At 67.3% G+C, this 22,622-nt stretch carries 22 protein-coding genes and 1 pseudogene; 17 read left to right on the top strand and 6 right to left on the bottom strand.

Annotation, left to right across the window (positions count from 1 at the left end):
• Positions 1 to 165 precede the first annotated feature (165 nt).
• The gene (locus tag H7J89_RS17250) at positions 166 to 1,413 is read left to right on the top strand and encodes an IS701 family transposase (protein WP_264044840.1); all 1,248 of its coding nucleotides are present in this window, start codon (positions 166 to 168) and stop codon (positions 1,411 to 1,413) included.
• Positions 1,414 to 1,559: 146 nt separating this feature from the next.
• Here H7J89_RS17250 and H7J89_RS17245 read toward each other — a convergent pair whose 3' ends face one another.
• Complete coding sequence (locus H7J89_RS17245; protein ID WP_276042164.1) at positions 1,560 to 2,267, bottom strand: TetR/AcrR family transcriptional regulator; 708 nt, start codon at positions 2,265 to 2,267, stop codon at positions 1,560 to 1,562.
• Between the two features lie 134 nt (positions 2,268 to 2,401).
• On the opposite strand from H7J89_RS17245, the gene H7J89_RS17240 reads away from it, so the two are divergent.
• From H7J89_RS17240 to deoC, 6 genes and pseudogenes are all read left to right on the top strand, one after another.
• Positions 2,402 to 3,796 (top strand): DUF445 domain-containing protein, encoded by a 1,395-nt coding sequence (locus H7J89_RS17240; protein ID WP_264044838.1) that lies wholly within the window; start codon positions 2,402 to 2,404, stop codon positions 3,794 to 3,796.
• An 82-nt stretch (positions 3,797 to 3,878) separates the two neighbouring features.
• A pseudogene (locus H7J89_RS17235) lies at positions 3,879 to 4,356 on the top strand (helix-turn-helix domain-containing protein).
• 134 nt (positions 4,357 to 4,490) lie between these two features.
• A complete protein-coding gene (locus H7J89_RS17230) occupies positions 4,491 to 5,081 on the top strand; it encodes a heparin-binding hemagglutinin (RefSeq protein ID WP_264044836.1) in 591 nt (196 codons plus the stop codon).
• 78 nt (positions 5,082 to 5,159) lie between these two features.
• A complete protein-coding gene (locus H7J89_RS17225) occupies positions 5,160 to 5,447 on the top strand; it encodes a DUF2516 family protein (protein WP_040621261.1) in 288 nt (95 codons plus the stop codon).
• A 4-nt stretch (positions 5,448 to 5,451) separates the two neighbouring features.
• On the top strand, positions 5,452 to 5,865 hold the full coding sequence (locus H7J89_RS17220; RefSeq protein WP_264044835.1) for a DUF2599 domain-containing protein: 414 nt from the start codon (positions 5,452 to 5,454) through the stop codon (positions 5,863 to 5,865).
• Entirely contained in the window at positions 5,865 to 6,542 is a 678-nt protein-coding gene (gene deoC / locus H7J89_RS17215; RefSeq protein ID WP_264044834.1) for a deoxyribose-phosphate aldolase, read from the top strand. Before H7J89_RS17220 ends, deoC begins: the two co-directional genes overlap by 1 nt.
• Before the next feature lie 7 nt (positions 6,543 to 6,549).
• Here the strand turns inward: deoC and H7J89_RS17210 are convergent, their stop codons facing one another.
• From H7J89_RS17210 to H7J89_RS17200, 3 genes are read right to left on the bottom strand one after another with little or no spacing between them, the layout of a single operon-like run.
• Positions 6,550 to 7,590: an LmeA family phospholipid-binding protein gene (locus H7J89_RS17210; protein WP_264044833.1), complete on the bottom strand. Its 1,041-nt coding sequence runs from the start codon at positions 7,588 to 7,590 to the stop codon at positions 6,550 to 6,552.
• Positions 7,587 to 8,417, bottom strand: coding sequence for a carbon-nitrogen hydrolase family protein (locus H7J89_RS17205; protein ID WP_264044832.1), 831 nt, complete (start codon positions 8,415 to 8,417; stop codon positions 7,587 to 7,589). The genes H7J89_RS17210 and H7J89_RS17205 overlap by 4 nt, the downstream gene beginning before the upstream one ends.
• 27 nt (positions 8,418 to 8,444) lie before the next feature.
• Positions 8,445 to 8,969 carry a DUF2505 domain-containing protein gene (locus H7J89_RS17200; RefSeq protein WP_264044831.1) on the bottom strand — a complete coding sequence of 175 codons (525 nt, stop codon included), beginning with the start codon at positions 8,967 to 8,969 and terminating at the stop codon, positions 8,445 to 8,447.
• 26 nt (positions 8,970 to 8,995) lie between these two features.
• Here H7J89_RS17200 and H7J89_RS17195 point away from each other — a divergent pair, with 26 nt between their 5' ends.
• Together H7J89_RS17195 and H7J89_RS17190 are read left to right on the top strand one after the other, a co-directional pair.
• Complete coding sequence (locus tag H7J89_RS17195; protein WP_264044830.1) at positions 8,996 to 10,093, top strand: UDP-N-acetylmuramate dehydrogenase; 1,098 nt, start codon at positions 8,996 to 8,998, stop codon at positions 10,091 to 10,093.
• A 15-nt stretch (positions 10,094 to 10,108) separates the two neighbouring features.
• Positions 10,109 to 11,500 (top strand): L,D-transpeptidase, encoded by a 1,392-nt coding sequence (locus H7J89_RS17190; protein ID WP_264044829.1) that lies wholly within the window; start codon positions 10,109 to 10,111, stop codon positions 11,498 to 11,500.
• Here H7J89_RS17190 and H7J89_RS17185 read toward each other — a convergent pair.
• Complete coding sequence (locus tag H7J89_RS17185; RefSeq protein WP_264044828.1) at positions 11,484 to 12,233, bottom strand: SDR family NAD(P)-dependent oxidoreductase; 750 nt, start codon at positions 12,231 to 12,233, stop codon at positions 11,484 to 11,486. The two genes, H7J89_RS17190 and H7J89_RS17185, sit on opposite strands and share 17 nt — an antisense overlap.
• A 243-nt stretch (positions 12,234 to 12,476) precedes the next feature.
• On the opposite strand from H7J89_RS17185, the gene H7J89_RS17180 reads away from it, so the two are divergent.
• The 6 genes from H7J89_RS17180 (at position 12,477) to regX (ending at position 18,425) form a co-directional block, all read left to right on the top strand.
• Entirely contained in the window at positions 12,477 to 13,727 is a 1,251-nt protein-coding gene (locus H7J89_RS17180; RefSeq protein WP_264044910.1) for an ROK family transcriptional regulator, read from the top strand.
• A gap of 59 nt (positions 13,728 to 13,786) precedes the next feature.
• A complete protein-coding gene (gene mshA, locus H7J89_RS17175) occupies positions 13,787 to 15,058 on the top strand; it encodes a D-inositol-3-phosphate glycosyltransferase (protein ID WP_443677612.1) in 1,272 nt (423 codons plus the stop codon).
• Complete coding sequence (locus tag H7J89_RS17170) at positions 15,055 to 15,564, top strand: type III secretion system chaperone family protein (RefSeq protein ID WP_264044826.1); 510 nt, start codon at positions 15,055 to 15,057, stop codon at positions 15,562 to 15,564. Before mshA ends, H7J89_RS17170 begins: the two co-directional genes overlap by 4 nt.
• Positions 15,565 to 15,574: 10 nt before the next feature.
• Positions 15,575 to 16,324 carry a phosphoglyceromutase gene (locus tag H7J89_RS17165; RefSeq protein WP_264044825.1) on the top strand — a complete coding sequence of 250 codons (750 nt, stop codon included), beginning with the start codon at positions 15,575 to 15,577 and terminating at the stop codon, positions 16,322 to 16,324.
• Positions 16,325 to 16,477: 153 nt separating this feature from the next.
• Positions 16,478 to 17,692 (top strand): sensor histidine kinase, encoded by a 1,215-nt coding sequence (locus tag H7J89_RS17160; RefSeq protein WP_264044824.1) that lies wholly within the window; start codon positions 16,478 to 16,480, stop codon positions 17,690 to 17,692.
• Positions 17,693 to 17,741: 49 nt separating this feature from the next.
• Entirely contained in the window at positions 17,742 to 18,425 is a 684-nt protein-coding gene (gene regX / locus H7J89_RS17155) for a two-component sensory transduction protein RegX (protein WP_007167631.1), read from the top strand.
• Positions 18,426 to 18,448: 23 nt separating this feature from the next.
• Here regX and H7J89_RS17150 read toward each other — a convergent pair whose 3' ends face one another.
• A complete protein-coding gene (locus H7J89_RS17150) occupies positions 18,449 to 18,661 on the bottom strand; it encodes a ferric uptake regulation protein (protein ID WP_264044823.1) in 213 nt (70 codons plus the stop codon).
• Between the two features lie 475 nt (positions 18,662 to 19,136).
• Between H7J89_RS17150 and H7J89_RS17145 the strand changes: the two genes are divergently transcribed.
• Positions 19,137 to 19,559 (top strand): MmpS family transport accessory protein, encoded by a 423-nt coding sequence (locus tag H7J89_RS17145; protein ID WP_264044822.1) that lies wholly within the window; start codon positions 19,137 to 19,139, stop codon positions 19,557 to 19,559.
• Positions 19,556 to 22,492 carry an MMPL/RND family transporter gene (locus H7J89_RS17140; RefSeq protein ID WP_264044821.1) on the top strand — a complete coding sequence of 979 codons (2,937 nt, stop codon included), beginning with the start codon at positions 19,556 to 19,558 and terminating at the stop codon, positions 22,490 to 22,492. Before H7J89_RS17145 ends, H7J89_RS17140 begins: the two co-directional genes overlap by 4 nt.
• Positions 22,493 to 22,622 lie beyond the last annotated feature (130 nt).

Genomic DNA, 22,622 nt, shown 5'->3' with positions numbered 1-22,622 from the left:
CCTAGTACTGCAGCCGTAGTTTGAGGCCAGTGGTCTTGGGCGTGTCTGCGCTGGTCAGAGCGGTGACCGCGGCATCGTTCAGAGTTTGTGAAGACAACCGAATTGGCCGCGGTCGCCGCGGTTCATAGCGTAGACCCTGACCGGTGGTGGACTGAGTACTCGGCGATGATCGATCGGATCGCGCCGCGTTTCGTTCGTTACGAGCCGTTGCGTCATGCCGGCGAGCTCATCCTGGGGATGGTGTCGGGTCTGGACCGCAAGAATTGCTGGACCATCGCCGAGCATCGCGGTGCCATTAATCCCGACGGGTTGCAGCATCTTTTGGCGCGGGCCAGCTGGGACGCCGACGCGGTGCGCGATGATCTGCGCGACTATGTCGTCGACGCCTTCGGTGACCCGCAGGCGATCCTGGTGGTCGACGAGACCGGGGATGTGAAGAAAGGCACTCACTCGGTGGGCGTGCAGCGCCAGTACTCCGGCACCGCGGGCCGTATCGAAAACTCTCAAGTCGCGGTCTACCTCACCTATGCTGCCCCGCGCGGGCACGCCCTCATCGACCGCGCCCTCTACTTGCCCAAATCGTGGACCGAGGATCACGATCGCTGTGATCAGGCTCGAATTCCGCAGCAGGACAGAGGGTTTGCGACCAAACCCGCCCTCGCCACGGCGTTGATCGACCGCGCCGTCGAGACGGCGGTGCCCACATCCTGGGTAGCCGGTGACGAAGTCTATGGCGCCGACCCGCGGTTGCGGGCCGCGGTGCGCGGCCACGGGCTGGGATACGTGCTGGCCGTCTCAGCCAACCGGTGTGTTCCCACCCACGCCGGACCTATCCGCGTCGACGCGCTACCCGCCCTGATCCCGCCGCGTGCCTGGCAGCGCCACTCCGCTGGTGTCGGAGCGCACGGCCCGCGCGTGTATTCGTGGGCGTGGTTTCGGCTCCTTGCCGAAGACGACAACGACACCGGTGTGCACCATTTGCTGATCCGCCGCAACGACGCCACCGGCGAGCACGCCTACCTGCGCTGCTACAGCCCACGTCCGGTACCGTTGCGCACCCTGGTCGCCGTGGCCGGCCAGCGGTGGCGCATCGAGGAAACCTTCCAAGCCGCCAAAGGACTGGTCGGACTCGACCAACACCAGGTCCGCCGATGGCGCTCTTGGCACCGCTGGACCACCCTGGCCATGCTCGCCCATGCCTTCCTGGCGGTGGCCACCGCGATCGAACGCGATACCACACCCACCCCGGCCGGGCTGATCGCGTTGACCGTCAACGAGTTTCGCCGCCTCTTCGACGCCCTGCTACTCGCCACCAACCACACCGTCGCGACCCTGCTGGCCTGGTCACGATGGCGCCGAAGACACCAATACCGAGCCCGCCAATCCCACTACAAACGACGTGAACAACAGTGATCTCGATCTACGGCTGCAGTACTAGCAACCACACCGTCGCGACCCTGCTGGCCTGGTCACGATGGCGCCGAAGACACCAATACCGAGCCCGCCAATCCCACTACAAACGACGTGAACAACAGTGATCTCGATCTACGGCTGCAGTACTAGAGCGGTGCCTCATTCTCACGCCCGCGGGGCGGCACGATGGGCGACGGATGGGGCTCTTCGCGGAACTTCTCCAGCGATCCGCCCACCTCGACGATGCCCTTCAGCGCGTTCCAGCTCAGCATCGTCAGGTAGTCGATCAACTCGTCGCGACTCATCCGCGGATCCGACATCCAGGAGTGAGTGGCCAGCTGAACGCCGCCGACGATCAGGTAGGCCCACGGTTCCGCGCCGCGGGTGTCCATCCCCGCCTGTTGCATGCGGCGGCGCATCAACACCGCCAGCATGCGGGCGATGATCCGCTCGGAGTCGGCGATCACCTTGCTTTTGCTGGCCGAGCTGTTGGACATCACGAAGCGATACGGCTCGGGTTCGTTGGCGACGGTTTCGACGTACACCCGGATGACCTCCCGGGTCAGGTCGAAGCCGTCGAGATTGGATGTCAGCGCCGACGCCATATTTGGAATCAGGGTGGTTTGGGTGAACCGCATCATGACGGCGGTCGTCAGGTCGTTCTTGTCGACGAAGTAGCGATACAGGACCGTCTTGGACACGCCGATCTCCGCGGCGATCTCGTCCATGCTCAACGTGCCGCCGCGCCGCCGGATCGCGTCGATGGTCCCGTCTACCAACTCGTTGCGGCGCTCCACCTTGTGTTGATGCCAGCGCCGCTTGCGACCATCCGTCTTGGCGGTCACAGCCAACATTTGCTCTGTCACTGTCGCCTATTTCCCATTCACTAGACGCACTCGATACTACGGTGTGCGGGCCTGTTCCGGACTTTGGCCGCACCCCGCCACGAGCCTCCCTAGCAGTGCCGTCACACCAATCGGCCGGGACGATGAATGATGGAGTGGTGGTACACAGAGCCTCGCCTCGAGGCGCAGCACCGGGCCCGCTAGCGGCGGGGCCGGACTCGACGACACCTTTGACCGGAACCGGGCGCCCGCACCCGTCGCTAGCCGAATCCTTCGCCGGCGCCGATCCGCAGGCCGACGCAGAGCGCCGGCTGGCGCTGCGCCGGATGAAAGCGGTCGCGCTGGGCTTCCTCATCGGCGCCACCGGACTGTTCCTCGCGTGCCGGTGGGCCCAGGCCCACACCCACCTGGGTGCCTGGGTCGGCTACGTCGGTGCCGCCGCGGAGGCGGGAATGGTGGGCGCGCTGGCCGACTGGTTCGCGGTGACGGCGCTGTTCAGGCATCCGCTTGGTATCCCCATCCCGCACACCGCGATCATCAAGCGCAAGAAGGATCAGCTCGGCGAGGGGCTGGGAACCTTCGTGCGGGAGAACTTCCTGTCGCCGCCGGTGGTGGAGACGAAGCTGCGGGACGCCGAGGTGCCCGGACGGCTCGGCAAGTGGCTGTCGGAGGCCGCGCACGCCGAACGTGTGGCCAGCGAGACGGCCACGGTGCTGCGGGTGCTGGTGGAGTTACTGCGCGACGACGACGTCCAGCAGGTGATCGACCGGATGATCGTGCGCCGCATCGCCGAACCGCAGTGGGGGCCGCCGGTCGGGCGGGTGTTGGGGACGCTGCTGGCCGAGAACCGGCAGGAGGCGCTGATCCAGCTGCTGGCCGACCGGGCCTTCCAGTGGTCGCTGAACGCCGGCGAGGTGATCCAGCGGGTGGTCGAGCGTGACTCCCCGACGTGGTCGCCACGCTTCATCGACCATCTGGTCGGCGATCGCATCCACCGCGAGCTGATGGACTTCACCGACAAGGTGCGGCGCAATCCCGACCACGAGCTGCGCCGGTCGGCGACGCGCTTTCTGTTCGAATTCGCCGACGACCTGCAAAACGACGCGGACACCATCGCGCGAGCCGATGCGATCAAGGAGCAGCTGATGGCGCGCGACGAGATCGCCAACGCCGCCGCCACGGCCTGGAAGACGCTGAAGCGCCTGGTGCTCGAGGGCGTGGACGACCCCTCCAGCACGCTGCGCACCCGCATCACCGACACCGTCGTACGCATCGGGGAGTCGCTGCGCGACGACGCCGACCTGCGCGACAAGGTGGATAACTGGATCGTGCGGGCGGCCCAGCACCTGGTTTCGCAGTACGGCGTGGAGATCACCGCCATCATCACCGACACCATCGAGCGCTGGGACGCCGAGGAGGCCAGCCGGCGCATCGAGCTGCACGTGGGCCGTGATCTGCAGTTCATTCGGATCAACGGGACCGTGGTCGGCTCCCTGGCCGGTCTGGTGATCTACGCCGTCGCCCATCTACTTTTCTAGTAGTGCTAACAAGTGCTTGCAAAAGCAAGCACTTGTAGTAATCTGGGGCCGTCAACATCGATCAGCCGACCAGGAGCACGCCATGGCACCCGAGGAGAAACTCTCCGCCAAGGTGTCCAACGCCGCCTCCGACATGGCCTCGGACATCGGTAGCTTCATCCGCAGCCAGCGCGAACTCGCGCAGGTCTCGGTGCGCCAACTCGCCGAGAGATCCGGGGTCAGCAATCCGTATCTGAGCCAGGTGGAGCGTGGATTGCGTAAGCCGTCCGCCGACGTGCTCAATCAAATCGCGAAGGCGCTGCGAGTTTCCGCCGAGGTCCTTTATGTGCGGGCCGGGATCCTTGAGCCCAGCGACAAGAGTCAAGTGCGCGACGCCATCATCACCGATACCGCGATTACCGAGCGCCAGAAGCAGGTTCTGCTCGACGTCTACGCATCGTTCACCCAACAAAACGAATCAATCGATAGCGACGAGGAGTGTTCCACCGAACCCAACGGCGACGAGTGATCAATGGCCCTTCCGGCCGTCGGGACTTCCGCGTCACGCTAGTGGGTGGTGATGTATCAACCACCGACCGCACGGGTTACCCAGGAGCGTGAATCCGGCGGTCGCGACGAGAAGGAGACGCTCGCCTTAACTTTCACAACCAACACCCAAGAACGCCAATAACGGAAAACCATGAAAGGAATAACCATGGCGGACAATTCGAACATCGAAGATTTGCGGGCACCCCTGCTCGCGGCGCTGGGCGCGGCCGACCTGGCCCTGGCCACTGTCAATGACCTGATCGCGAGCCTGCGCGAGCGTGCCGAGGAGACCCGCGCCGACACCCGCACCCGGGTGGAGGAGAGCCGTGCCCGGCTGACCCGGCTGCAGGAGGACCTGCCCGAGCAGCTGGACGAGCTGCGCGAGCGGTTCACCAGCGAGGAACTGCGCAAGGCTGCCGAGGGCTACCTGGACGCGGCGACCAACCGCTACAACGAGCTGGTCGAGCGGGGCGAGGCCGCCCTGCAGCGCCTGCGCAGCCAGACGGGCATCGACGACGCCTCCGCGCGCGCCGAGGGCTACGTGGACCAGGCCGTCGAGCTGACGCAGGAGGCGCTGGGCACCGTCGCATCGCAGACCCGCGCGGTCGGTGAGCGCGCGGCCAAGCTGGTCGGCATCGAGCTGCCCAAGAAGTCCGACGAGACTGCCAAGAAGGCTCAGAAGGCTGTCGCCAAGAAGGCGCCCGCCAAGAAGGCCCCGGCCAAGAAGGCTCCCGCCAAGAAGGTCACCCAGAAGTAAGTCAAGACGTCGACTCGGAGTTGTCCTTCGGGCGACTCTGAGTCGACGTTTTGCACGGCGCCCGCATACGCTTAAGGCGTGAGCCACCTCGTGGGTACCGTCATGTTGGTCTTGCAGATCGCCGTTTTGGTAACGGCGGTATACGCGTTCGTGCATGCAGCACTGCAGCGGCCCGACGCTTACACCGCCGCCGACAAGCTGACCAAGCCGGTGTGGCTGGTGATCCTCGGTCTGGCTGTCGCCCTGACATCCATCCTGAGTTTTGTTTTCGGGGTACTCGGGATGGCGATCGCCGCGTGCGCGGCGGGCGTGTATCTGGTCGACGTGCGGCCGAAACTTCTTGAAATCCAAGGTAAGTCGCGCTAGCGGGATGAAGGCCCTGCTGACGGCGCCCGCCGCGGTGCTCGTCGCGCTGTGGGCCCCGGCGGGTGCCGCCGCAGCGGACCCGGCCACGATGTCCCCGCCATTCATCGACCACATCGAGTGGGCGCAGTGGCACGGCTTGAGCAGTCTGCGGGTTTTCCCCACTCCGTCGGGGCGGTTGGCCGCCAGGCAGTCCGGCAACGCGGCCCTCGCCGACGAGGCGTGGGCCGAGGTGCTGGCGCTGTCGCCGGACGCCGACACCGCCGGGATGCGTGCGCAGTTCATCTGTCATTGGCAGTTCGCCGAACTGGCCGAGCCCGGCAAGACCAGCTGGAACCTGGAGCCGTGGCGCCCGGTCGTCGACGACACCGACATGGTCGCGTCCGGATGCAATCCGGGCGGACCCGAGGAAAGGTTCTAGTGGCGACCAAACCCACCCGGGCTCAGCTGGCGGCCATGGTCGACCACACCATGCTCAAACCCGAAGCCACCGAGGCGGACGTGGCCGCCCTGGTCGCGGAGGCCGCCGAATTGGGCGTCTACGCCGTGTGCGTCTCGCCGTCGATGGTTTCGGCCGCGGTGCGAGCCGAAGGGGGCGTCGCGGTGGCGAGCGTGGCGGGCTTCCCGTCGGGCAAGCACATTTCGGCGGTCAAGGCCCACGAGGCCGAACAGGCCGTGGCGTCCGGCGCCACCGAGGTCGACATGGTCATCGACATCGGCGCCGCGCTGGCCGGAGACATCGAGGCGGTGCGGGCCGATATCGCCGCCGTGCGCGCCGCCGTCCCCGGCGCCGTGCTCAAGGTGATCGTGGAGTCGGCGGTGCTGTTATCGGGACCGGACGAGCGCGGGCTGGTGCAGGTGTGTCGCGCTGTCGAGGACGCCGGCGCCGACTTCGTCAAGACCTCGACCGGGTTTCACCCCGCCGGCGGCGCCTCGGTGCGCGCGGTCGCCCTGATGAGCCAGACCGTCGGCGGCAGATTGGGCGTCAAGGCCAGCGGCGGCATCCGCGACGCCACCGCCGCGCTGGCGATGCTGGACGCCGGTGCCACCCGGCTCGGCCTGTCCGGCACGCGGGCGGTGCTCGACGGGCTCGACTGAGCTGGCGTCAGAGGTTGGCGAAGCAGGGGTCGTTGTTGTTGCCGGTGGGGATGCTCGCGTTCCGCGTCGAGAAGTGGCTCGTCACACCGCTGGAGGTGACCTGAACGCTGTCCGCGTGGATGCCCAGCGGATAGTTCTTGGTGAACTGCGAGGTGAAGTCGTCCAGGGTCGACTGCACCGACTCCTTCGGCATCGTGAAGCCGAGCGCGTTGAAGCTGACGATCTGCAGCTGCAGGCCGGTGCCCGACACCACGGGCTTGGTGGTCAGGTTGTCCAACATGCCCTTCAGCTCGATCGTGCCGTCGTTGGGGTGCGTGGTCACCGTGTTGGTGACGAACGGGCCCAGCACCGGAATCGCGTTCTGGACGGATTCCTTGATGCCGTCGGACGTCCAGGTGACGGTCGCGTCGAGCGACCCGATGGTGCCCTTGGAGTCCTGCGTGTCCCTGAGTTGGACGTCGCGGATGTTGATGTCGATCTTCATGCCCTTGGCGTCACGCACCTGGTTGCCCGCGGTCGACACCGAGATGTTGGTGTAGTGCTTGGTGAGCTGCTGCCACAGCATCAGCGGCGCCACCCCGAACGACGCGGTGGCCTGGTCCTTGACCTCGCACGCCACCGCCTCGGCGACCTTGCTGTTGGCGACGTGACGGACGTACAGCTCGCCCCCGACCAGCGCGGCGATCACCAGGCAAACCACGATGATGCAGACCAGCACCACGGAGAGCGGGTCGCGCAGGAAGCGACGCTTCTTCCCCGCGGCCGGTTCCTCGCCGGGCGTGGGCAGCTGCTCGGTCGCCCCCGCGTGCGGGATCGGCGGGGGCGGCGGCGGGTAGTCGGGCCGCTGCATGTTCGGCGGGGGCGTGCCGATCCGTTCGGTCTGACCCGGCGGCGGACCTGCGGCGGGAGGCGGCGGCGCGGCGGGCGGGCCGCCGGTGTTGATCCGCTCGGTCGGCCGCTCGGTGGGGGGCTGGCCGAAGGGGCCTTGGTTGGCCGGACGGCCCCACCTCGACGGGTCGGAGTTCGGTGGTCCCTGTGGGTTCGTCACCCGACTGATTCTGCCCTATCGAGCTGAGCAAAATCTGAGTGGTTGCGCAGCACCGCGATGCTCTCGCGAGCCTTGGCGACCCGATCGACGTCGAGGTCGGCCAGCACCAGCTGCGGTGCGGAGCCGGCGGACGCGACGACCTCGCCGAACGGGGAGGCAACCAGGCTGCCGCCCACCCCGGTGGGCGCGCCCGACCCGGTCAAAGACTCGCCCGGGTCGGCCTGGCCGGCCGCGGCGACGTAGCTCATCGAATCGAGCGCGCGGGCCCGCGCCAAGAGCGTCCACTGGTCGAGCTTGCCGGGCCCCGCGCCCCACGATGCGCAGACGGCGATCAGCTGGGCGCCGCGGCGGGCCAGCTCGGTGTACAGGGCCGGGAAGCGGATGTCGTAGCAGACGGTCAGCCCCACCCCCACGCCGGCGACCGTGATCACCACCGGCTCGCGGCCGGGTGCGACGGTGCGTGACTCGGTGAAGCCGAAGGCGTCGTAGAGGTGGATCTTGTCGTAATGCGTGTCCGGCTCGTTGGGACTGCCCGGACCGGCCGCGATCAGTGTGTTCTTCACCCGTCCGTCTCCGGCCGGGGTGAACATGCCGGCAACCACCGTGATCCCGCAGTCGGCCGCGATGCCCCGCACCCCGGCCGCCCACGGCCCGTCGACCGGCTCGGCGATCGGCGCCAGCGGAACGCCGAACCGGCACATGGTCGCCTCGGGGAACACCACCAACTTCGCGCCGGCGTCGGCGGCCCGGCCGCTGTACTCGCGCACCAGCTCCAAGTTGGCGGCCGGATCGGTGCCGCTGAGGATCTGCGCCAACGCGATTCGCATGAGCGCCAGCTTAGGCTCGACGCGGTCTCACGCCATTCCCGCGATCCACTCCGTGGTGAACCGCTGCTCGGCCGCCACCAGCTCGGCCAGTCGGGTGCCGATGATGTTCTCCAGCTTGCCGCCGATGATCGGGACGCGTACCTGGACGGTGGCCCGGAAGGTCAGTCGGGCGCCGCCGGTGTCCAGGATTGTCGAGAGCGTGGCGGTGCCCTTCAGATTCACCGGGGCGTCCAATATCGAGCCGACGACCGAACCCCGCGCGGCGCCGTCCGCGACGGGTCCCCAGACCTCCTCGCGCCTGATGCGGAGGTCGCCGCTGTGCAACTGTGTGACCATCCCCGGCAACTTGTGACTGTGGATCACCTGCACGGTGACAACCTCGACGGTGTCGTCGTCCCCGGTTTCACCGCCGACCCGCATCGATTCCAGCGTGGCGAGGTCGACACCGGACCCGGCCAGCCGTGCCCGCCAATAGGTCTCGTCCGTGAACGCCCGATGCACCTCTTCAACGCTGCCGTCGTAGTCGGCCGACAAGTCGAATGAACGCGGCATAGCAGGTGAGGCTACCGTTACGGGCCATGAAATCCAGCGATGCCGGTTCGACATTCGCCGGTGCGCATGTCGCCGCGGCGGTGTCGCTCGCGCCGCTGACGACGTTGCGGGTGGGGCCGGTCGCGCGCCGCCTGATCACCTGCGCCAGCACCGAACAGGTGATCGCGACGGTGCGGGAGCTGGACGCCGAAAGCCGTGCGGGAGAACATGCCCCGGTGCTGGTGTTCGCCGGCGGGTCCAACCTGGTGATCGCCGATACCCTGACCGGCCTGACCGCCGTGCGGTTGGCCAACAGCGCCATCACCATCGACGGCGGCCTGGTGCGCGCGGAGGCGGGCGCGGTGTGGGACGACGTCGTGGTCAGTGCCATCGAGCACGGTCTGGGCGGGCTGGAATGCCTGTCCGGGATCCCCGGGTCGGCCGGGGCCACCCCGGTGCAAAACGTCGGGGCCTACGGTGCGGAAGTCTCCGACACCATCACCCGGGTCCGGGTATTGGACCGCGGCAGCGGCCAGGTGCGCTGGGTGCCCGGCAGCGAGCTCGGCTTCGGCTACCGCACCAGCGTGCTCAAGCAGGCCGCGCCCGAAACCCCTTGGGTGGTACTGGAAGTCGAGTTCGCCCTGGACTCCTCGGGCCGCAGTGCGCCGCTGCGCTACGGGGAACTGGCCGCCGCGCTGGGGTTGAGCGGCGGCGAGCGGGCCGATCCGCCGTCGGTCCGCGAGGCGGTCCTGAAGCTGCGGGGCCGCAAGGGCATGGTGCTCGACCCGGACGACCACGACACCTGGAGCGTGGGGTCGTTCTTCACCAACCCGGTGGTCGCGCCCGAGGTGTACGAGCGGCTGGTCGCGAGCGTCCAGGGGGAGGTTCCGCACTACCCGGCGCCGGAAGGCGTCAAGCTGGCGGCGGGCTGGCTGGTGGAGCGGGCCGGCTTCACCAAGGGTTATCCCGACGATCCCGCGGCGCGCTGCCGGCTGTCCACCAAGCACGCGCTGGCGCTGACCAACCGCGGCGGCGCCACCGCTGACGAGGTGATCGCACTGGCCCGCGTCATCCGCGACGGGGTTCGTGATGTGTTTGGTGTCACATTGAAACCCGAGCCCGTCCTGCTCGGCTGCAGGCTGTAGCTCCGAATCCTGTGAATGACCGCCCCGGCCCCGATTTGTCGCGGCGGGGTTGGTGGATTTTGCCCGGTATCTTTGACTTTCGTGAGCACGTCGCACACCCCGCCGCCGATCAACCGGCGTGTGGCTTTGGCGACCCTCGGACTGGGGGTCTTCGCCCCCAGCCTGTTGGCCGCGTGTGGCGGCACCACGGCCAGGCAGGCCGAGAAGAAAGAGCAGCCCGCGCCGCAGCTGAAGTTCCAGCCGGCCGATGCGACCGAAAACGTGGTGCCGATCGCGCCGGTCAGCGTCCAGATCAGCGACGGCTGGTTCCAGCACGTCGCGCTGACAAATTCCGCGGGCAAGCCCGTGGCGGGCAAGTTCAACTCCGACCGCACGGTCTACACCACCACCGAGCCGCTGGGCTACGACGCGACCTACACATGGAGCGGCTCGGCCGTCGGGCATGACGGCAAGGCGATCCCGGTGAAGGGCAAGTTCACCACGGTGTCTCCCACCAAGAAGATCGGCGGGGCGTTCCAGTTGGCCGACGGGCAGACCGTCGGGGTGGCGGCGCCGATCATCATCCAGTTCGACGCCCCCATCACCGACAAGGCCGCCGTCGAGAAGGCGCTGACCGTCACCACGAATCCGCCCGTCGAGGGCAGCTGGGCGTGGCTGCCCGACGAGGCGCAGGGCGCCCGGGTGCACTGGCGCACGCGCGAGTACTACCCCGCGGGCACGACCGTCAACGTCGACGCCAAGTTGTACGGCCTGCCGTTCGGCGACAGCGCGTACGGGGCGGAGGACATCTCACTGAACTTCCAGATCGGTCGGCGGCAGGTGGTGAAGGCCGAGGTCACGTCGCACCGTATCCAGGTGGTCAGGGACGAAGGCGTCATCATGGACTTCCCGTGCAGCTACGGCGAGGCCGATAAGGCGCGCAACGTCACCCGTAACGGCATCCACGTGGTCACCGAGAAGTACGCCGACTTCTACATGTCCAACCCGGCGGCCGGCTACAGCCATGTGCACGAACGTTGGGCGGTGCGGATCTCCAACAACGGCGAGTTCATCCACGCCAACCCGTCGAGCGCCGGCGCGCAGGGCAACAGCAACGTCACCAACGGCTGCATCAACCTGTCGACCGGCGACGCGGAGCAGTACTTCCAGTCGGCGATGTACGGCGACCCGGTCGAGGTGACCGGGAGCTCGATCCAGCTGTCCTACTCCGACGGTGACCTCTGGGACTGGGCCGTCGACTGGGACACCTGGGTGGCCATGTCGGCGCTCCCGCCCGCCACCGCACACCCGCCGTCCACGCAGATTCCGGTGACCGCACCGGTCACGCCGTCGACCGCGCCGAGCCTGTCCGGCACGCCCACGACGACGACCACCTCATCCAGCCCGGCGACTAGCCCCGGCGGTTGAATCGGGTGGCCGACGCCTGGTCGCGCGGCTTCATGACGATCAGGTCGAGGTCGACGTGGGGCGGCCGCGAGGCCACGAAGCCGATCACCTCGGCGACATCGGCGGCAACCAGCGGTGTGAGGCCGGTGTAGACGGCGTCGGCGCGTTGTTGATCGCCGTCGAAGCGAACCAGTGAAAACTCGGTCTCGACCGCGCCGGGTGCGATCTCGGTCAGCCGCACCGGCTTACCCAGCAGCTCGCCGCGCAGCGTGCGGTGCAGCGCTCCCTGGGCGTGTTTGGCAGCCGTGTACCCAGCGCCGCCGTCGTAAACCTCAAGTGCGGCAACCGAAGTCACCGTGACGATCAGGCCGTCACCGGAGTCGATGAGCTTGGGCAGCAGCGCTCGGGTGACCCGCAGCGTGCCCATCACATTGGTCTCCCACATCCACCGCCAATGCTCGAAGTCGGAATCGGCGACCGGTGCCAGCCCGCGGGCGCCGCCGGCGTTGTTGACCAGCACGTCCACCCGGGCCAGTTCGTCGGCCAGAGCGGCGACCGCCGCATCGTCTGTGACGTCAGCCACAATCGCGGTTCCGCCGATCTCCCGTGCCAGGGCGTTGATCCGCTCCGCCCGGCGCGCCAACGCCACCACGTGAAAGCCCTGCGCAGCGAGGATCTGGGCGGTCGCCTCGCCGATTCCCGAGCTGGCGCCCGTGACCACCGCGACCCGTTCATTCCTGACATTTCCAACCATAGAAACAACCTTAGTGAGCGTGCTAAATTTTCTTGGTGCACCTCAGCGCCCTGTCCAGCACCACCACCGCGTGTCTTTGCGCGGCGGGTGCGTGTTGTTGTCGCGCACTTTGCCGCTCCTGACTTTTTCAGGCGTGGCCAGTGACGGCCAACACAAATCGGACAAAGGACGCTCGTGCGCTCGAATACCCTCACCCAGCCTCATCATTCGCCCACCCGTGCCGGCTACAAGGGCCACCGGTCGGTGCGTCGTCAAATCGTGCCGCCGGCACTGCACATCGCCGACTCGGCGGCGGCCTCGGTGTTCCGGGCCGTCCGATTGCGCGGCCCCGTCGGGCGTGACGTCATCGCCGGCGTTACCTCGCTGAGCATTGCGACGGTCAACCGCCAAGTCATCGCCCTGCTCGATGCCGGGTTGTTGCGGGAACGCGCCGACCTGGCCGTCTCCGGAGCGATCGGGCGCCCACGCGTGCCGGTCGAGGTCAACCACGAACCGTTCGTGACGCTGGGCATCCACATCGGCGCCCGGACCACCAGCATCGTGGCCACCGACCTGTTCGGACGCACGCTCGACACCGTCGAGACGCCGACACCGCTCAGCCCGGCCGGGCCCGCGCTGGCTTCGCTGGCCGAGAGCGCCGCTCGTTACCTGCGGCGTTGGCATCGGCGCCGCCCGCTGTGGGTCGGCGTCGCGATCGGCGGCACCGTCGACAGCGCCACCGGTCACGTCGACCACCCCCGGCTCGGTTGGCGGCAGGCGCCGGTCGGCCCGGTGCTGGCCGACGCGCTGGGACTGCCTGTGTCGGTGGCCTCGCACGTCGACGCCATGGCCGGGGCAGAGCTGCTGCTCGGCATGCGGCGATTCCTGCCCAGCTCGCCCACCAGTCTCTACGTCTACGCCCGCGAGACCGTGGGCTACGCGCTGGTGATCGGCGGACGGGTGCACTGCCCGGCCAGCGGCCCCGGCACCATCGCGACGCTGCCCGCCCACTCCGAGCTGCTGGGCGGCACCGGCCAACTGGAATCCACCGTCAGCGACGAGGCGGTGCTGGCCGCCGCCCGCAGGCTGCGGGTCCTGCCGTTGGCTTCCCCGGGCCGACCCAACGCGCCGGCCGCCGGCATCGCCGACCTGCTGCGGCTGGCCCGGGCCGGCAACGAGCAGGCCAAAGAACTGCTGAACGAGCGCGGCCGGGTGCTAGGGGAGGCGGTCGCATTGCTGCGCGACATGCTCAACCCCGACGAACTGGTCGTCGGCGGCCAGGCTTTCACCGAGTACCCGGAGGCGATGGAACACGTGGAAGCGGCCTTCGCCGGGCGCTCGGTGTTGCCGCCGCGCGATATTCGCGTCACCGTCTTCGGCAACCGGGTCCAGGAGGCGGGCGCGGGGACCGTGTCGCTGGGCGGGCTGTACGCCGATCCGCTCGGGGCGATGCGGCGGGCCGGGGCGCTCAATCCGAGCCTGCGCGGCGTCGCCGTCGACGACTCTTCCGCTTAGCGCGAAGCCATGTCGTGGGCGTTGGGCTGGTGAGCGGAACGTCCTGTAAAGATGACAGAGTGCGGCACGATGACGTATTCCGGCTGAAACCGCGCCGCGTCGCAGTGTTGGCGGTGCATACCTCACCATTGGCCCAGCCGGGCACCGGCGACGCCGGGGGCATGAACGTTTACGTGCTGCAGACGGCGTTACACCTGGCACGGCGGGGCATCGAGGTGGAGATCTTCACCCGGGCCACCGCGTCCGCCGACCCGCCCGTCGCGCGGGTCGCGCCCGGCGTGTTGGTGCGCAACGTGGTCGCGGGGCCGTTCGAGGGCCTGGACAAATACGACCTGCCCACCCAGCTGTGCGCGTTCGCCGCCGGGGTGCTGCGCGCGGAAGCGTCGCACGAACCGGGTTACTACGACATCGTGCACTCGCACTATTGGCTGTCCGGCCAGGTCGGCTGGCTGGCCCGTGACCGCTGGGCGGTCCCGCTGGTGCACACCGCGCACACGCTCGCCGCGGTCAAGAACGCGGCGCTGGCCGCGGGTGACGCGCCCGAGCCGCCGCTGCGCACCGTGGGTGAGCAGCAGGTGGTCGACGAGGCCGACCGCCTGATCGTCAACACCGACGATGAAGCCAGGCAACTGGTCTCCATCCACCGCGCCGACCGGGCGCGCATCGACGTCGTCCACCCGGGAGTGGATCTCGAGGTGTTCCGCCCGGGCGACCGCCGGGCGGCGCGGGCCGCGCTGGGGTTGCCGCTCGACGGAGACGTGGTGGCGTTCGTCGGGCGGATCCAGCCGTTGAAGGCGCCCGACATCGTGCTGCGCGCTGCCGCGAAATTGCCGGGCGTGCGCATCGTGGTGGCCGGCGGGCCGTCGGGCAGCGGCATGGCCTCCCCGGACGGGCTGCGGCGGCTGGCCGACGAGCTGGGCATCGCGGCCCGGGTGACCTTCCTGCCCCCGCAGTCCCGCACGGACTTGGCCACCTTGTTCCAGGCCGCCAGCCTGGTCGCCGTGCCCAGCTATTCGGAGTCGTTCGGCCTGGTAGCCGTCGAGGCGCAGGCGTGTGGCACGCCGGTGGTGGCCGCCGCGGTCGGCGGTCTGCCGGTGGCCGTGCGCGACGGGGTCACCGGCACGCTGGTGTCCGGCCACGACGTCGATCAGTGGGCGGACGCCCTGGACCGGGTGTTGCGGCTGCGCGCGCCACAGGCCGAGGCGATGAGCCGCGCGGCCGCCGAGCACGCGGCCACGTTCTCCTGGGAGAACACCACCGACGCGCTGCTGGTCAGCTATCGGCGCGCGATCCGCGCGTACACCGCCGAGCGAAGCGGGGTGGGCGCATGACGTCCACCGTTGAGCAGGTGATCGAGGACGCGCTGCAGGCGAGCGGTCTGGAGTACTCGAAACACGAGGGGGCGCACGGCGGGCTGTCCGGCCTGGTGGTGGAGCTGCCCGGCGAGCGCAAACTCAAGACCAACACCATCCTGAGCGTCGGCGAGCATTCGGTGCGCATCGAGGCGTTCGTGTGCCGCAAGCCCGACGAGAACCACGAGGGCGTCTACCGCTTCCTGCTCAAGCGCAACCGCCGCCTCTACGGGGTGGCCTACACGCTGGACAAGGTCGGCGACATCTACCTGGTGGGCCGCATGTCGCTGGCGTCGGTGGACGCTGACGAGATCGACCGAGTGCTCGGGCAGGTGCTCGAAGCGGTGGATTCGGACTTTAATACGTTGCTGGAGTTGGGTTTTCGCTCGTCGATACAGAAAGAGTGGGAGTGGCGGGTGTCCCGCGGCGAATCGCTCAAGAACCTCGAGGCGTTCGCTCACCTGATCGACGAAGACGACGAATAAGCTAGCCGGCATGGGAGACACTGCCACGCTGGTGCTGCTGCGCCACGGCGAGAGCGACTGGAATGCCCTGAACCTGTTCACCGGTTGGGTGGACGTCGGGCTGACCGAAAAGGGTCGGGCCGAGGCGGTGCGCAGCGGGGAGTTGATGGCCGAACAGAACCTGTTGCCCGATGTCCTCTACACCTCGCTGCTGCGCCGCGCGATCACCACCGCGCACCTGGCGCTGGACGCCGTCGACCGGCTGTGGATCCCGGTGCGGCGCAGCTGGCGGCTCAACGAACGGCACTACGGGGCGCTGCAGGGGCTGGACAAGGCCGAGACCAAGGCCCGCTACGGCGACGAGCAGTTCATGGCCTGGCGGCGCAGCTACGACACGCCGCCACCGCCGATCGAGCAGGGCAGCCGGTTCAGCCAGGACACCGACCCCCGGTACGCCAACATCGGCGGCGGCCCGTTGACCGAATGCCTGGCTGACGTGGTGGTTCGGTTCCTGCCGTACTTCACCGACGTCATCGTCCCGGACCTGCGCAGCGGCAAGACGGTGCTGATCGTCGCGCACGGCAACTCGCTGCGGGCCCTGGTCAAGTACCTCGACCAGATGTCCGACGACGACATCGTCGGGCTGAACATTCCGACCGGGGTTCCGCTGCGCTACGACCTGGACGCCGACCTGCGACCGGTGGTGCCTGGCGGCACCTACCTGGACCCGGAGGCCGCCGCCGCGGGTGCGGCGGCGGTTGCCAGCCAGGGGCGCGGGTAACGCCGGGCCGCGGGGCTATTGCGAGTTTTAAAGGCCTGTTTGCCGAACATCGCGTTAACGGAAGTGGAACACCTGAAGCGCAAAGTGTGACTTGTCCGATTTTGGCCTCGTTCCGCTAGGGCGGCGTTCAGGAAGATTTGTAGGATTTGCTATGTGACTGTGTTCTCGGCGCTGTTGCTGGCCGGGGTCTTGTCCGTGCTGGGGCTGGCCATAGGGGTAGCAGCCGGGACCCGGCTGTCGCCGAAAGCTCGCCGGGAGCGAGCGAGCACCGAATGGACCGGGATCACCGTCGCGCAAATGCTGCAACGCATCGTCGCGCTGATGCCGCTTGGAGTCGCGGTGGTGGATTCCCACCGCGACGTCGTCTACCTCAACGACCGGGCCAGGGAACTGGGCCTGGTGCGGGACCGGCAGCTTGACGACCAGGCGTGGGAGGCGGCCCAGCAGGCGCTGAGCGGGGTCGACGTCGAATTCGACCTGCGGCCGGCCAAACGGGCGGCGGGCCGGTCCGGGCTCTCGGTGCACGGGCAGGCCCGGCTGCTCAGCGAAGAGGACCGCCGATTCGCCGTGGTGTTCGCCCACGACCAGTCCGACTATGCGCGCATGGAGGCGACCAGGCGCGACTTCGTGGCCAACGTCAGCCACGAGCTGAAGACCCCGGTTGGCGCCATGGCCCTGCTCGCCGAGGCCCTGTTGGCGTCCGCCGACGACCCCGAAACCGTTCGCCGCTTTGCCGAGAAGGTGCTCGTCGAGGCCAACCGGCTGGGGGACATGGTCGCCGAGCTGATAGAGCTGTCCCGGCTGCAGGGCGCGGAGCGGTTGCCCAACGTCACCGAAGTGGACGTGGATACCGTTGTGTCCGAGGCGATTGCACGCCACAAGGTGGCCGCGGACAACGCGCATATCGAGATTCGCACCGACGCGCCCAGCGGCTTGCGGGTGCTGGGCGACGAAACGCTTCTGGTCACCGCGCTGGCCAACCTGGTGTCCAACGCCATCGCCTATTCGCCGCCCGGTTCGCCGGTCTCGATCAGCCGCCGCCGCCGCAGCGACAACATCGAGATCGCCGTCACCGACCGTGGCATCGGGATCGCGTTGGAAGACCAGGAGCGGGTCTTCGAGCGGTTTTTCCGGGGAGACAAGGCACGCTCGCGCGCCACCGGCGGCAGCGGGCTGGGCCTGGCCATCGTCAAACATGTCGCCGCCAACCACAACGGCAGCATCGGCGTGTGGAGCAAGCCGGGGACCGGATCGACATTCACCCTGTCGATTCCGGCCTACACGGACAATGACGAACAACCCGAGCAACCGCAGGGTCGCGAAGTGCGGCCCAACAGGTCACAACGAGAGGAAGAACTAAGTCGATGACCCGCGCTTACGGCGATGCACAGCATCGCGACGACAAGGAGTGGCGCGCATGACCAGTGTGCTGATCGTGGAAGACGAGGAGTCGCTGGCCGATCCGCTGGCATTCCTGTTGCGCAAGGAGGGCTTCGAGGCCACGGTCGTGACCGATGGACAAGCCGCGCTGGCCGAGTTCGATCGTGGCGGCGCCGACATCGTGCTGCTCGACCTGATGCTGCCCGGCATGTCGGGGACCGACGTCTGCAAGCAGCTGCGCGCTCGCTCCAGCGTGCCGGTGATCATGGTGACCGCACGGGACAGCGAGATCGACAAGGTCGTCGGGTTAGAGCTGGGCGCCGATGACTATGTGACCAAGCCGTATTCGGCGCGCGAGCTGATCGCCCGGATCCGCGCGGTGCTCCGCCGTGGCGGTGACGACGACTCCGAAATCAGCGACGGTGTGCTCGAGTCCGGGCCGGTGCGCATGGACGTCGAGCGACATGTCGTCTCCGTCAACGGCGACACAATCACGTTGCCGCTCAAGGAGTTTGACTTGCTGGAGTACCTGATGCGCAACAGCGGTCGGGTGCTGACGCGCGGACAGTTGATCGACCGGGTGTGGGGCGCCGATTACGTGGGCGACACCAAGACGCTCGACGTCCACGTCAAGCGTCTGCGGTCCAAGATCGAAGCCGACCCGGCCAACCCGGTCCACTTGGTGACCGTGCGAGGGCTGGGTTACAAGCTCGAGGGCTAGATGGAGTCGGTGAAAGCGCGCGATTAGCGCGCCGCCTTGGCGGCTTTGCGCTGTCCCTTCTTATTCGCATGGGTCGAGCAGCAATGCGTCATTTCGCAATGAAACCGGTCGCTGCATTCGTGCGAACAATAAATTGACGCGGCCGGAAGCCAATCCGGGTCGGACAGGTCGCGCGGTCGATCATTGGGATCGAACGTGTGGCCGCAATGGACGCAGGTCCTGACCTTGGTAGCCATGTCGTCAGGGTACGCGCAGCGCCCCTCGATCGCTGCCGGTTTCTGCAATTCGAAAAATCGCCAAGTGTGCGATTTAACCCAACATCGCCTACTTCAGCGAATTACTTTTTCCAACTAACTCGGGCCTTGTTTCTGGTTTGATTGCGCCGCGGTCCGGCCCGGCTTCGGACGAAATCGCCCGCGTGACAGCTCAATAGGCTCCTAGATCGGCGGCCGACAGCGAAATACGTTGCAGCGCAGGCCCTTGCATGTTCGCCGCGCCGGCCGGCGTCGGGCGAGGGCCCCAGCCCGGGTACGTCGAGCGGTGCGGCCACCGCCCGGGCGGTGACGTGGCCGCGGCACGACGGCGCACCGCAGGAATTAAATCGGCGGACATGGTGTTGGGGGTAGCCGTGGCGCACGCGGACGAAATGCTGGAACAGATGAAGTGTCTTAGCATCAGCCCATTGGGCAAACGTCACCGGGGGGAACGGTGTTGACGCTGCTGAAGCGGGCATGGGTTCCGCTGGTCGTGGTCGTGGCGGTGATCATCGGCGGCGTTGCCGTGGACCGCCTGAACGGCGTCTTCCCGGGACCCGGCCTGCCCAAGCCCGATCCGCGGGACGCGACCCCGCCGTACGCGGCGAAGACCGCCATCTACGAAATTTTGGGACCGCCGGGCACGACCGGCGTCGTCAACTGGATGGATGCGGACGCGCAGCCGCAGAAGGCCAACTTCACCACGTTGCCGTGGTCGCACACGATCGTCGCCGCGATGCCCGGCATCTTCGCCTACGTCGTCGCGCAAGGTGACAGCACCACCATCGGCTGCCGGATCACGGTCGACGGCAAGTTGGTCGATCAACGGCAAGCCGAGACGCGCAATGCGCAGGTCTCCTGCCTGGACAAGTCCGCATGACCGACAACACCAGCGACACCGACGAAATACCCGTCGCGCGCCCCGCCGACGTCGAGCGCAAACCGCGTCTCGCCCGCGCTGTCCGCGTCCTGGCGCTGCCGATCGTCGTCTGCTGGGTGCTGATCGCGGTCGGCGTCAACGTCTTCGTCCCACAGTTGGAGAAGGTGGCCCAGGAGATCTCCGTCCCGCTCTCGCCGTCTGACGCACCGTCGGTCACCGGGATGAAGCACATCGGCGAGAAGTTCAAGGAGTACGACTCCGACAACCTCGTCCTGGTCACCCTGGTCGGTGATAAACCGCTCGGCCCAGACGCGCACCGGTTCTACGACGACCTGGTCAAGAAGATCCAGGCCGACCACGAACACGTCGAGCACGCGCTGAACTTCTGGGGACAGCGCTTCACGTCCTCGGGTGTGGAGAGCTACGACCATAAGGCCGCCTACGTCCAGGTCAACCTCAAAGGCGATCAGGGAGGGGCGGTCGGCGACGAATCCGTTGCCGCGGTGCGCAAGATCGTCGCGGACTCCAAGCCGCCCGCCGGCGTCAAGGCCTACGTCGCGGGCCAGGGAGCGCTGACCGCCGACGTGATCGTCGTTGGTGATAAGAGTCTGGCCAAGATCACCATCATCACGGTCGTCATCATCGCGATCATGCTGATGTTCGTTTACCGGTCCATCAGCACCGTGTTGCTGACAATGGTGATCCTCTTCGTGGGACTCGCGGCCGGCCGCGGCGTGGTGTCGCTGCTGGGCGAAACCGGCGTCATGGGGTTGTCGACCTTCGCCGTGAACCTGCTGACCTCACTCGCGATCGCGGCGGGTACCGATTACGCGATTTTCATGGTGGGCCGCTACCAGGAGGGCCGTGAACGCGGTCTGGACCGGGAAGCCGCCTATTACGACACCTTCGCCGGTGTCAGCAAGGTGGTCCTGGGCTCGGGTCTGACCATTGTTGGGGCGCTGGCCTGCTTGAAGTTCACCCGGCTGCCTTACTTCAGTTCGCTGGCGTTCCCGTGCGCGATAGGTCTGCTGGTGGTGGTGGCGGCCGGGGTCACGCTGACGCCCGCTCTCATCGCAGTCGCCAGTGGCTTCGGTCTTTTGGACCCCAAGCGCAAGTTCAACTACACCCGGTGGCGCCGCCTGGCGACGGCCATGGTGCGCTGGCCGGCGCCCATCCTCGCCGTTTCCGTCGTTCTTGCCATCGTTGGCGCCCTTGGTCTCGCGGGCTTCACCCCGCGCTACAACGACCTCTACTACCTGCCGCATAGCGCCGCCTCGGTGCAGGCCTACGACGCGGCCGATCGGCACTTCACCCAGGCCCGCCTCAACCCGGACCTGCTGATGATCGAATCGGACCACGATCTGCGCAATCCCCGAGACATGCTGGTGCTGGACAAGGTTGCCAGTGCCATCTTCCGGGTGCCGGGCATCGAACGGGTGCAGAGCATCACCCGACCGCTCGGCCCACCGATCGAAGACGGGTCAATTCCGTTCCAGCTCAGCGTGCAAACCGCGCCGATCCGTGACAACCTCAACTACCTGAGAGACCGCGTCGGCGACATCAAGAAGATCACCGGTTTCCTCGACACCCAGATCTCCCTGCTGGAACGCCAGTACGCGATCACCCAGAAGCTCGCCAACGCGACGGACGACAGCGCAAAGACCACGGCGGAGACCGCCGCCATCACCGACGAAATTCGCGACCACATCGCCGATTTCGACGACTTCTGGCGACCGATCCGCAGCTACTTCTACTGGGAGAGGCACTGCTACGACATCCCGATCTGCTGGTCGCTGCGTAGCCTGTTCGATGCCTTGGACGGGTTTGATCAGCTCGCCGAGAAGTTCCACGCCCTCACCGGCGATCTCACCAACACGGCCGCGGCCACGCGCGAATTGTTGGCGATCATTCCCGAGAACATCGCCGTGTCGAAGGCGATCCGGGATACGACGCTGACCATCTACAGCTCGTTCGACAGTCTGATCGACCAGTTCGACCGGCTCACCGACACCAATGCTGTGATGGGCAAGTCGTTCAACGACGCTCGGGTGGAAAGCCTGTTTTACCTGCCGCCGGAGATCTTCCAGAACTCCGATTTCCAGCTCGGGTTGAGCCTGATGGTGTCGCCCGACGGAAAGGCCGCGCGCTTCATCATCACTCACGCCCTGGACCCGGCGACCGCGGAAGGCATCAAGTCCGTCGAGCAAGAGCGCAACGCGGCCAAGGAGGCGCTGAAGCTCACCTCGCTGGAGAACGCCGACATCTACCTCGGCGGCACCGCCGCGACATTCAACGACATCGCCACCGGCGCCTGGTACGACCTGCTGATCGCCGCGGTGGCGTCGATCGTGCTGATCTTCATCATCATGGTGATCGTCACCCGCGCCCTGGTAGCAGCGGCCGTCATCGTCGGAACGATCGTGCTGTCGCTAGGCGCAGCGTTCGGATTCTCGACATTGATCTGGCAGCACCTGTGCCACTTCCAGTTACACTGGGTGGCAACGGAATTCGCGTTGATCGTGCTCTTGGCGGTGGGGTCCGACTACAACCTGATGCTGGTGTCGCGGATCGAGGAGGAAATCGGGGCCGGCCTGAACACCGGACTCATCCGCGGCGTCGGCGTGACCGGCCCGGTGGTGTCCGCGGCCGGTGTGGTGTTCGCCGTGACCATGGCCACGATGCTCTCCAGCGACCTGCGGGCGATCGGTCAGTTCGGTACGACGATCGGGCTCGGCCTGATGTTCGACACCTTCGTCGTGCGATCGCTCATCACGCCGTCGATCATGACGGTGATGGGACGCTGGTTCTGGTGGCCGAAGCGGGTACGCGTCCGTCCGGCCAGCCAGATGCTCCGCTCCATCGGGCCGCGCCCGCTGGTTCGCGCGCTGTTGCACCAGCCGCGGCACGCGGCTGCGCCGGATCCCCAGACGTAGCACGCGCCGGCGCAAGGCCGAGGGACGATTGTCCCGCCCCGTTCAAGCAGTGCTGGTGCTCAACGACCCACCGCGTTATTCTATCGCCGTTGAAAAGATATTCCATGGCTGTTGAAAACAGGCGCTGCTC

Origin of the sequence: Mycobacterium paraffinicum, from assembly GCF_025822865.1 — a bacterium.
GTDB lineage: Bacteria > Actinomycetota > Actinomycetes > Mycobacteriales > Mycobacteriaceae > Mycobacterium > Mycobacterium paraffinicum.
The sequence above is the reverse complement of the archived record's forward strand: the minus strand, read 5'-3'. Positions and strand labels throughout refer to the sequence as shown.

Excerpts from the sequence above, each read along its gene's own strand:
- H7J89_RS17250 (WP_264044840.1), top strand. The coding sequence starts at position 166 with ATGATCGATCGGATCGCGCCGCGTTTCGTTCGTTACGAGCCGTTGCGT.
- H7J89_RS17245 (WP_276042164.1), bottom strand. The coding sequence starts at position 2,267 with ATGTTGGCTGTGACCGCCAAGACGGATGGTCGCAAGCGGCGCTGGCAT.
- H7J89_RS17240 (WP_264044838.1), top strand. The coding sequence starts at position 2,402 with ATGAATGATGGAGTGGTGGTACACAGAGCCTCGCCTCGAGGCGCAGCA.
- H7J89_RS17230 (WP_264044836.1), top strand. The coding sequence starts at position 4,491 with ATGGCGGACAATTCGAACATCGAAGATTTGCGGGCACCCCTGCTCGCG.
- H7J89_RS17220 (WP_264044835.1), top strand. The coding sequence starts at position 5,452 with ATGAAGGCCCTGCTGACGGCGCCCGCCGCGGTGCTCGTCGCGCTGTGG.
- H7J89_RS17205 (WP_264044832.1), bottom strand. The coding sequence starts at position 8,417 with ATGCGAATCGCGTTGGCGCAGATCCTCAGCGGCACCGATCCGGCCGCC.
- H7J89_RS17200 (WP_264044831.1), bottom strand. The coding sequence starts at position 8,969 with ATGCCGCGTTCATTCGACTTGTCGGCCGACTACGACGGCAGCGTTGAA.
- H7J89_RS17195 (WP_264044830.1), top strand. The coding sequence starts at position 8,996 with ATGAAATCCAGCGATGCCGGTTCGACATTCGCCGGTGCGCATGTCGCC.
- H7J89_RS17190 (WP_264044829.1), top strand. The coding sequence starts at position 10,109 with ATGACCGCCCCGGCCCCGATTTGTCGCGGCGGGGTTGGTGGATTTTGC.
- H7J89_RS17185 (WP_264044828.1), bottom strand. The coding sequence starts at position 12,233 with ATGGTTGGAAATGTCAGGAATGAACGGGTCGCGGTGGTCACGGGCGCC.
- H7J89_RS17170 (WP_264044826.1), top strand. The coding sequence starts at position 15,055 with ATGACGTCCACCGTTGAGCAGGTGATCGAGGACGCGCTGCAGGCGAGC.
- H7J89_RS17165 (WP_264044825.1), top strand. The coding sequence starts at position 15,575 with ATGGGAGACACTGCCACGCTGGTGCTGCTGCGCCACGGCGAGAGCGAC.
- regX (WP_007167631.1), top strand. The coding sequence starts at position 17,742 with ATGACCAGTGTGCTGATCGTGGAAGACGAGGAGTCGCTGGCCGATCCG.
- H7J89_RS17150 (WP_264044823.1), bottom strand. The coding sequence starts at position 18,661 with ATGGCTACCAAGGTCAGGACCTGCGTCCATTGCGGCCACACGTTCGAT.
- H7J89_RS17140 (WP_264044821.1), top strand. The coding sequence starts at position 19,556 with ATGACCGACAACACCAGCGACACCGACGAAATACCCGTCGCGCGCCCC.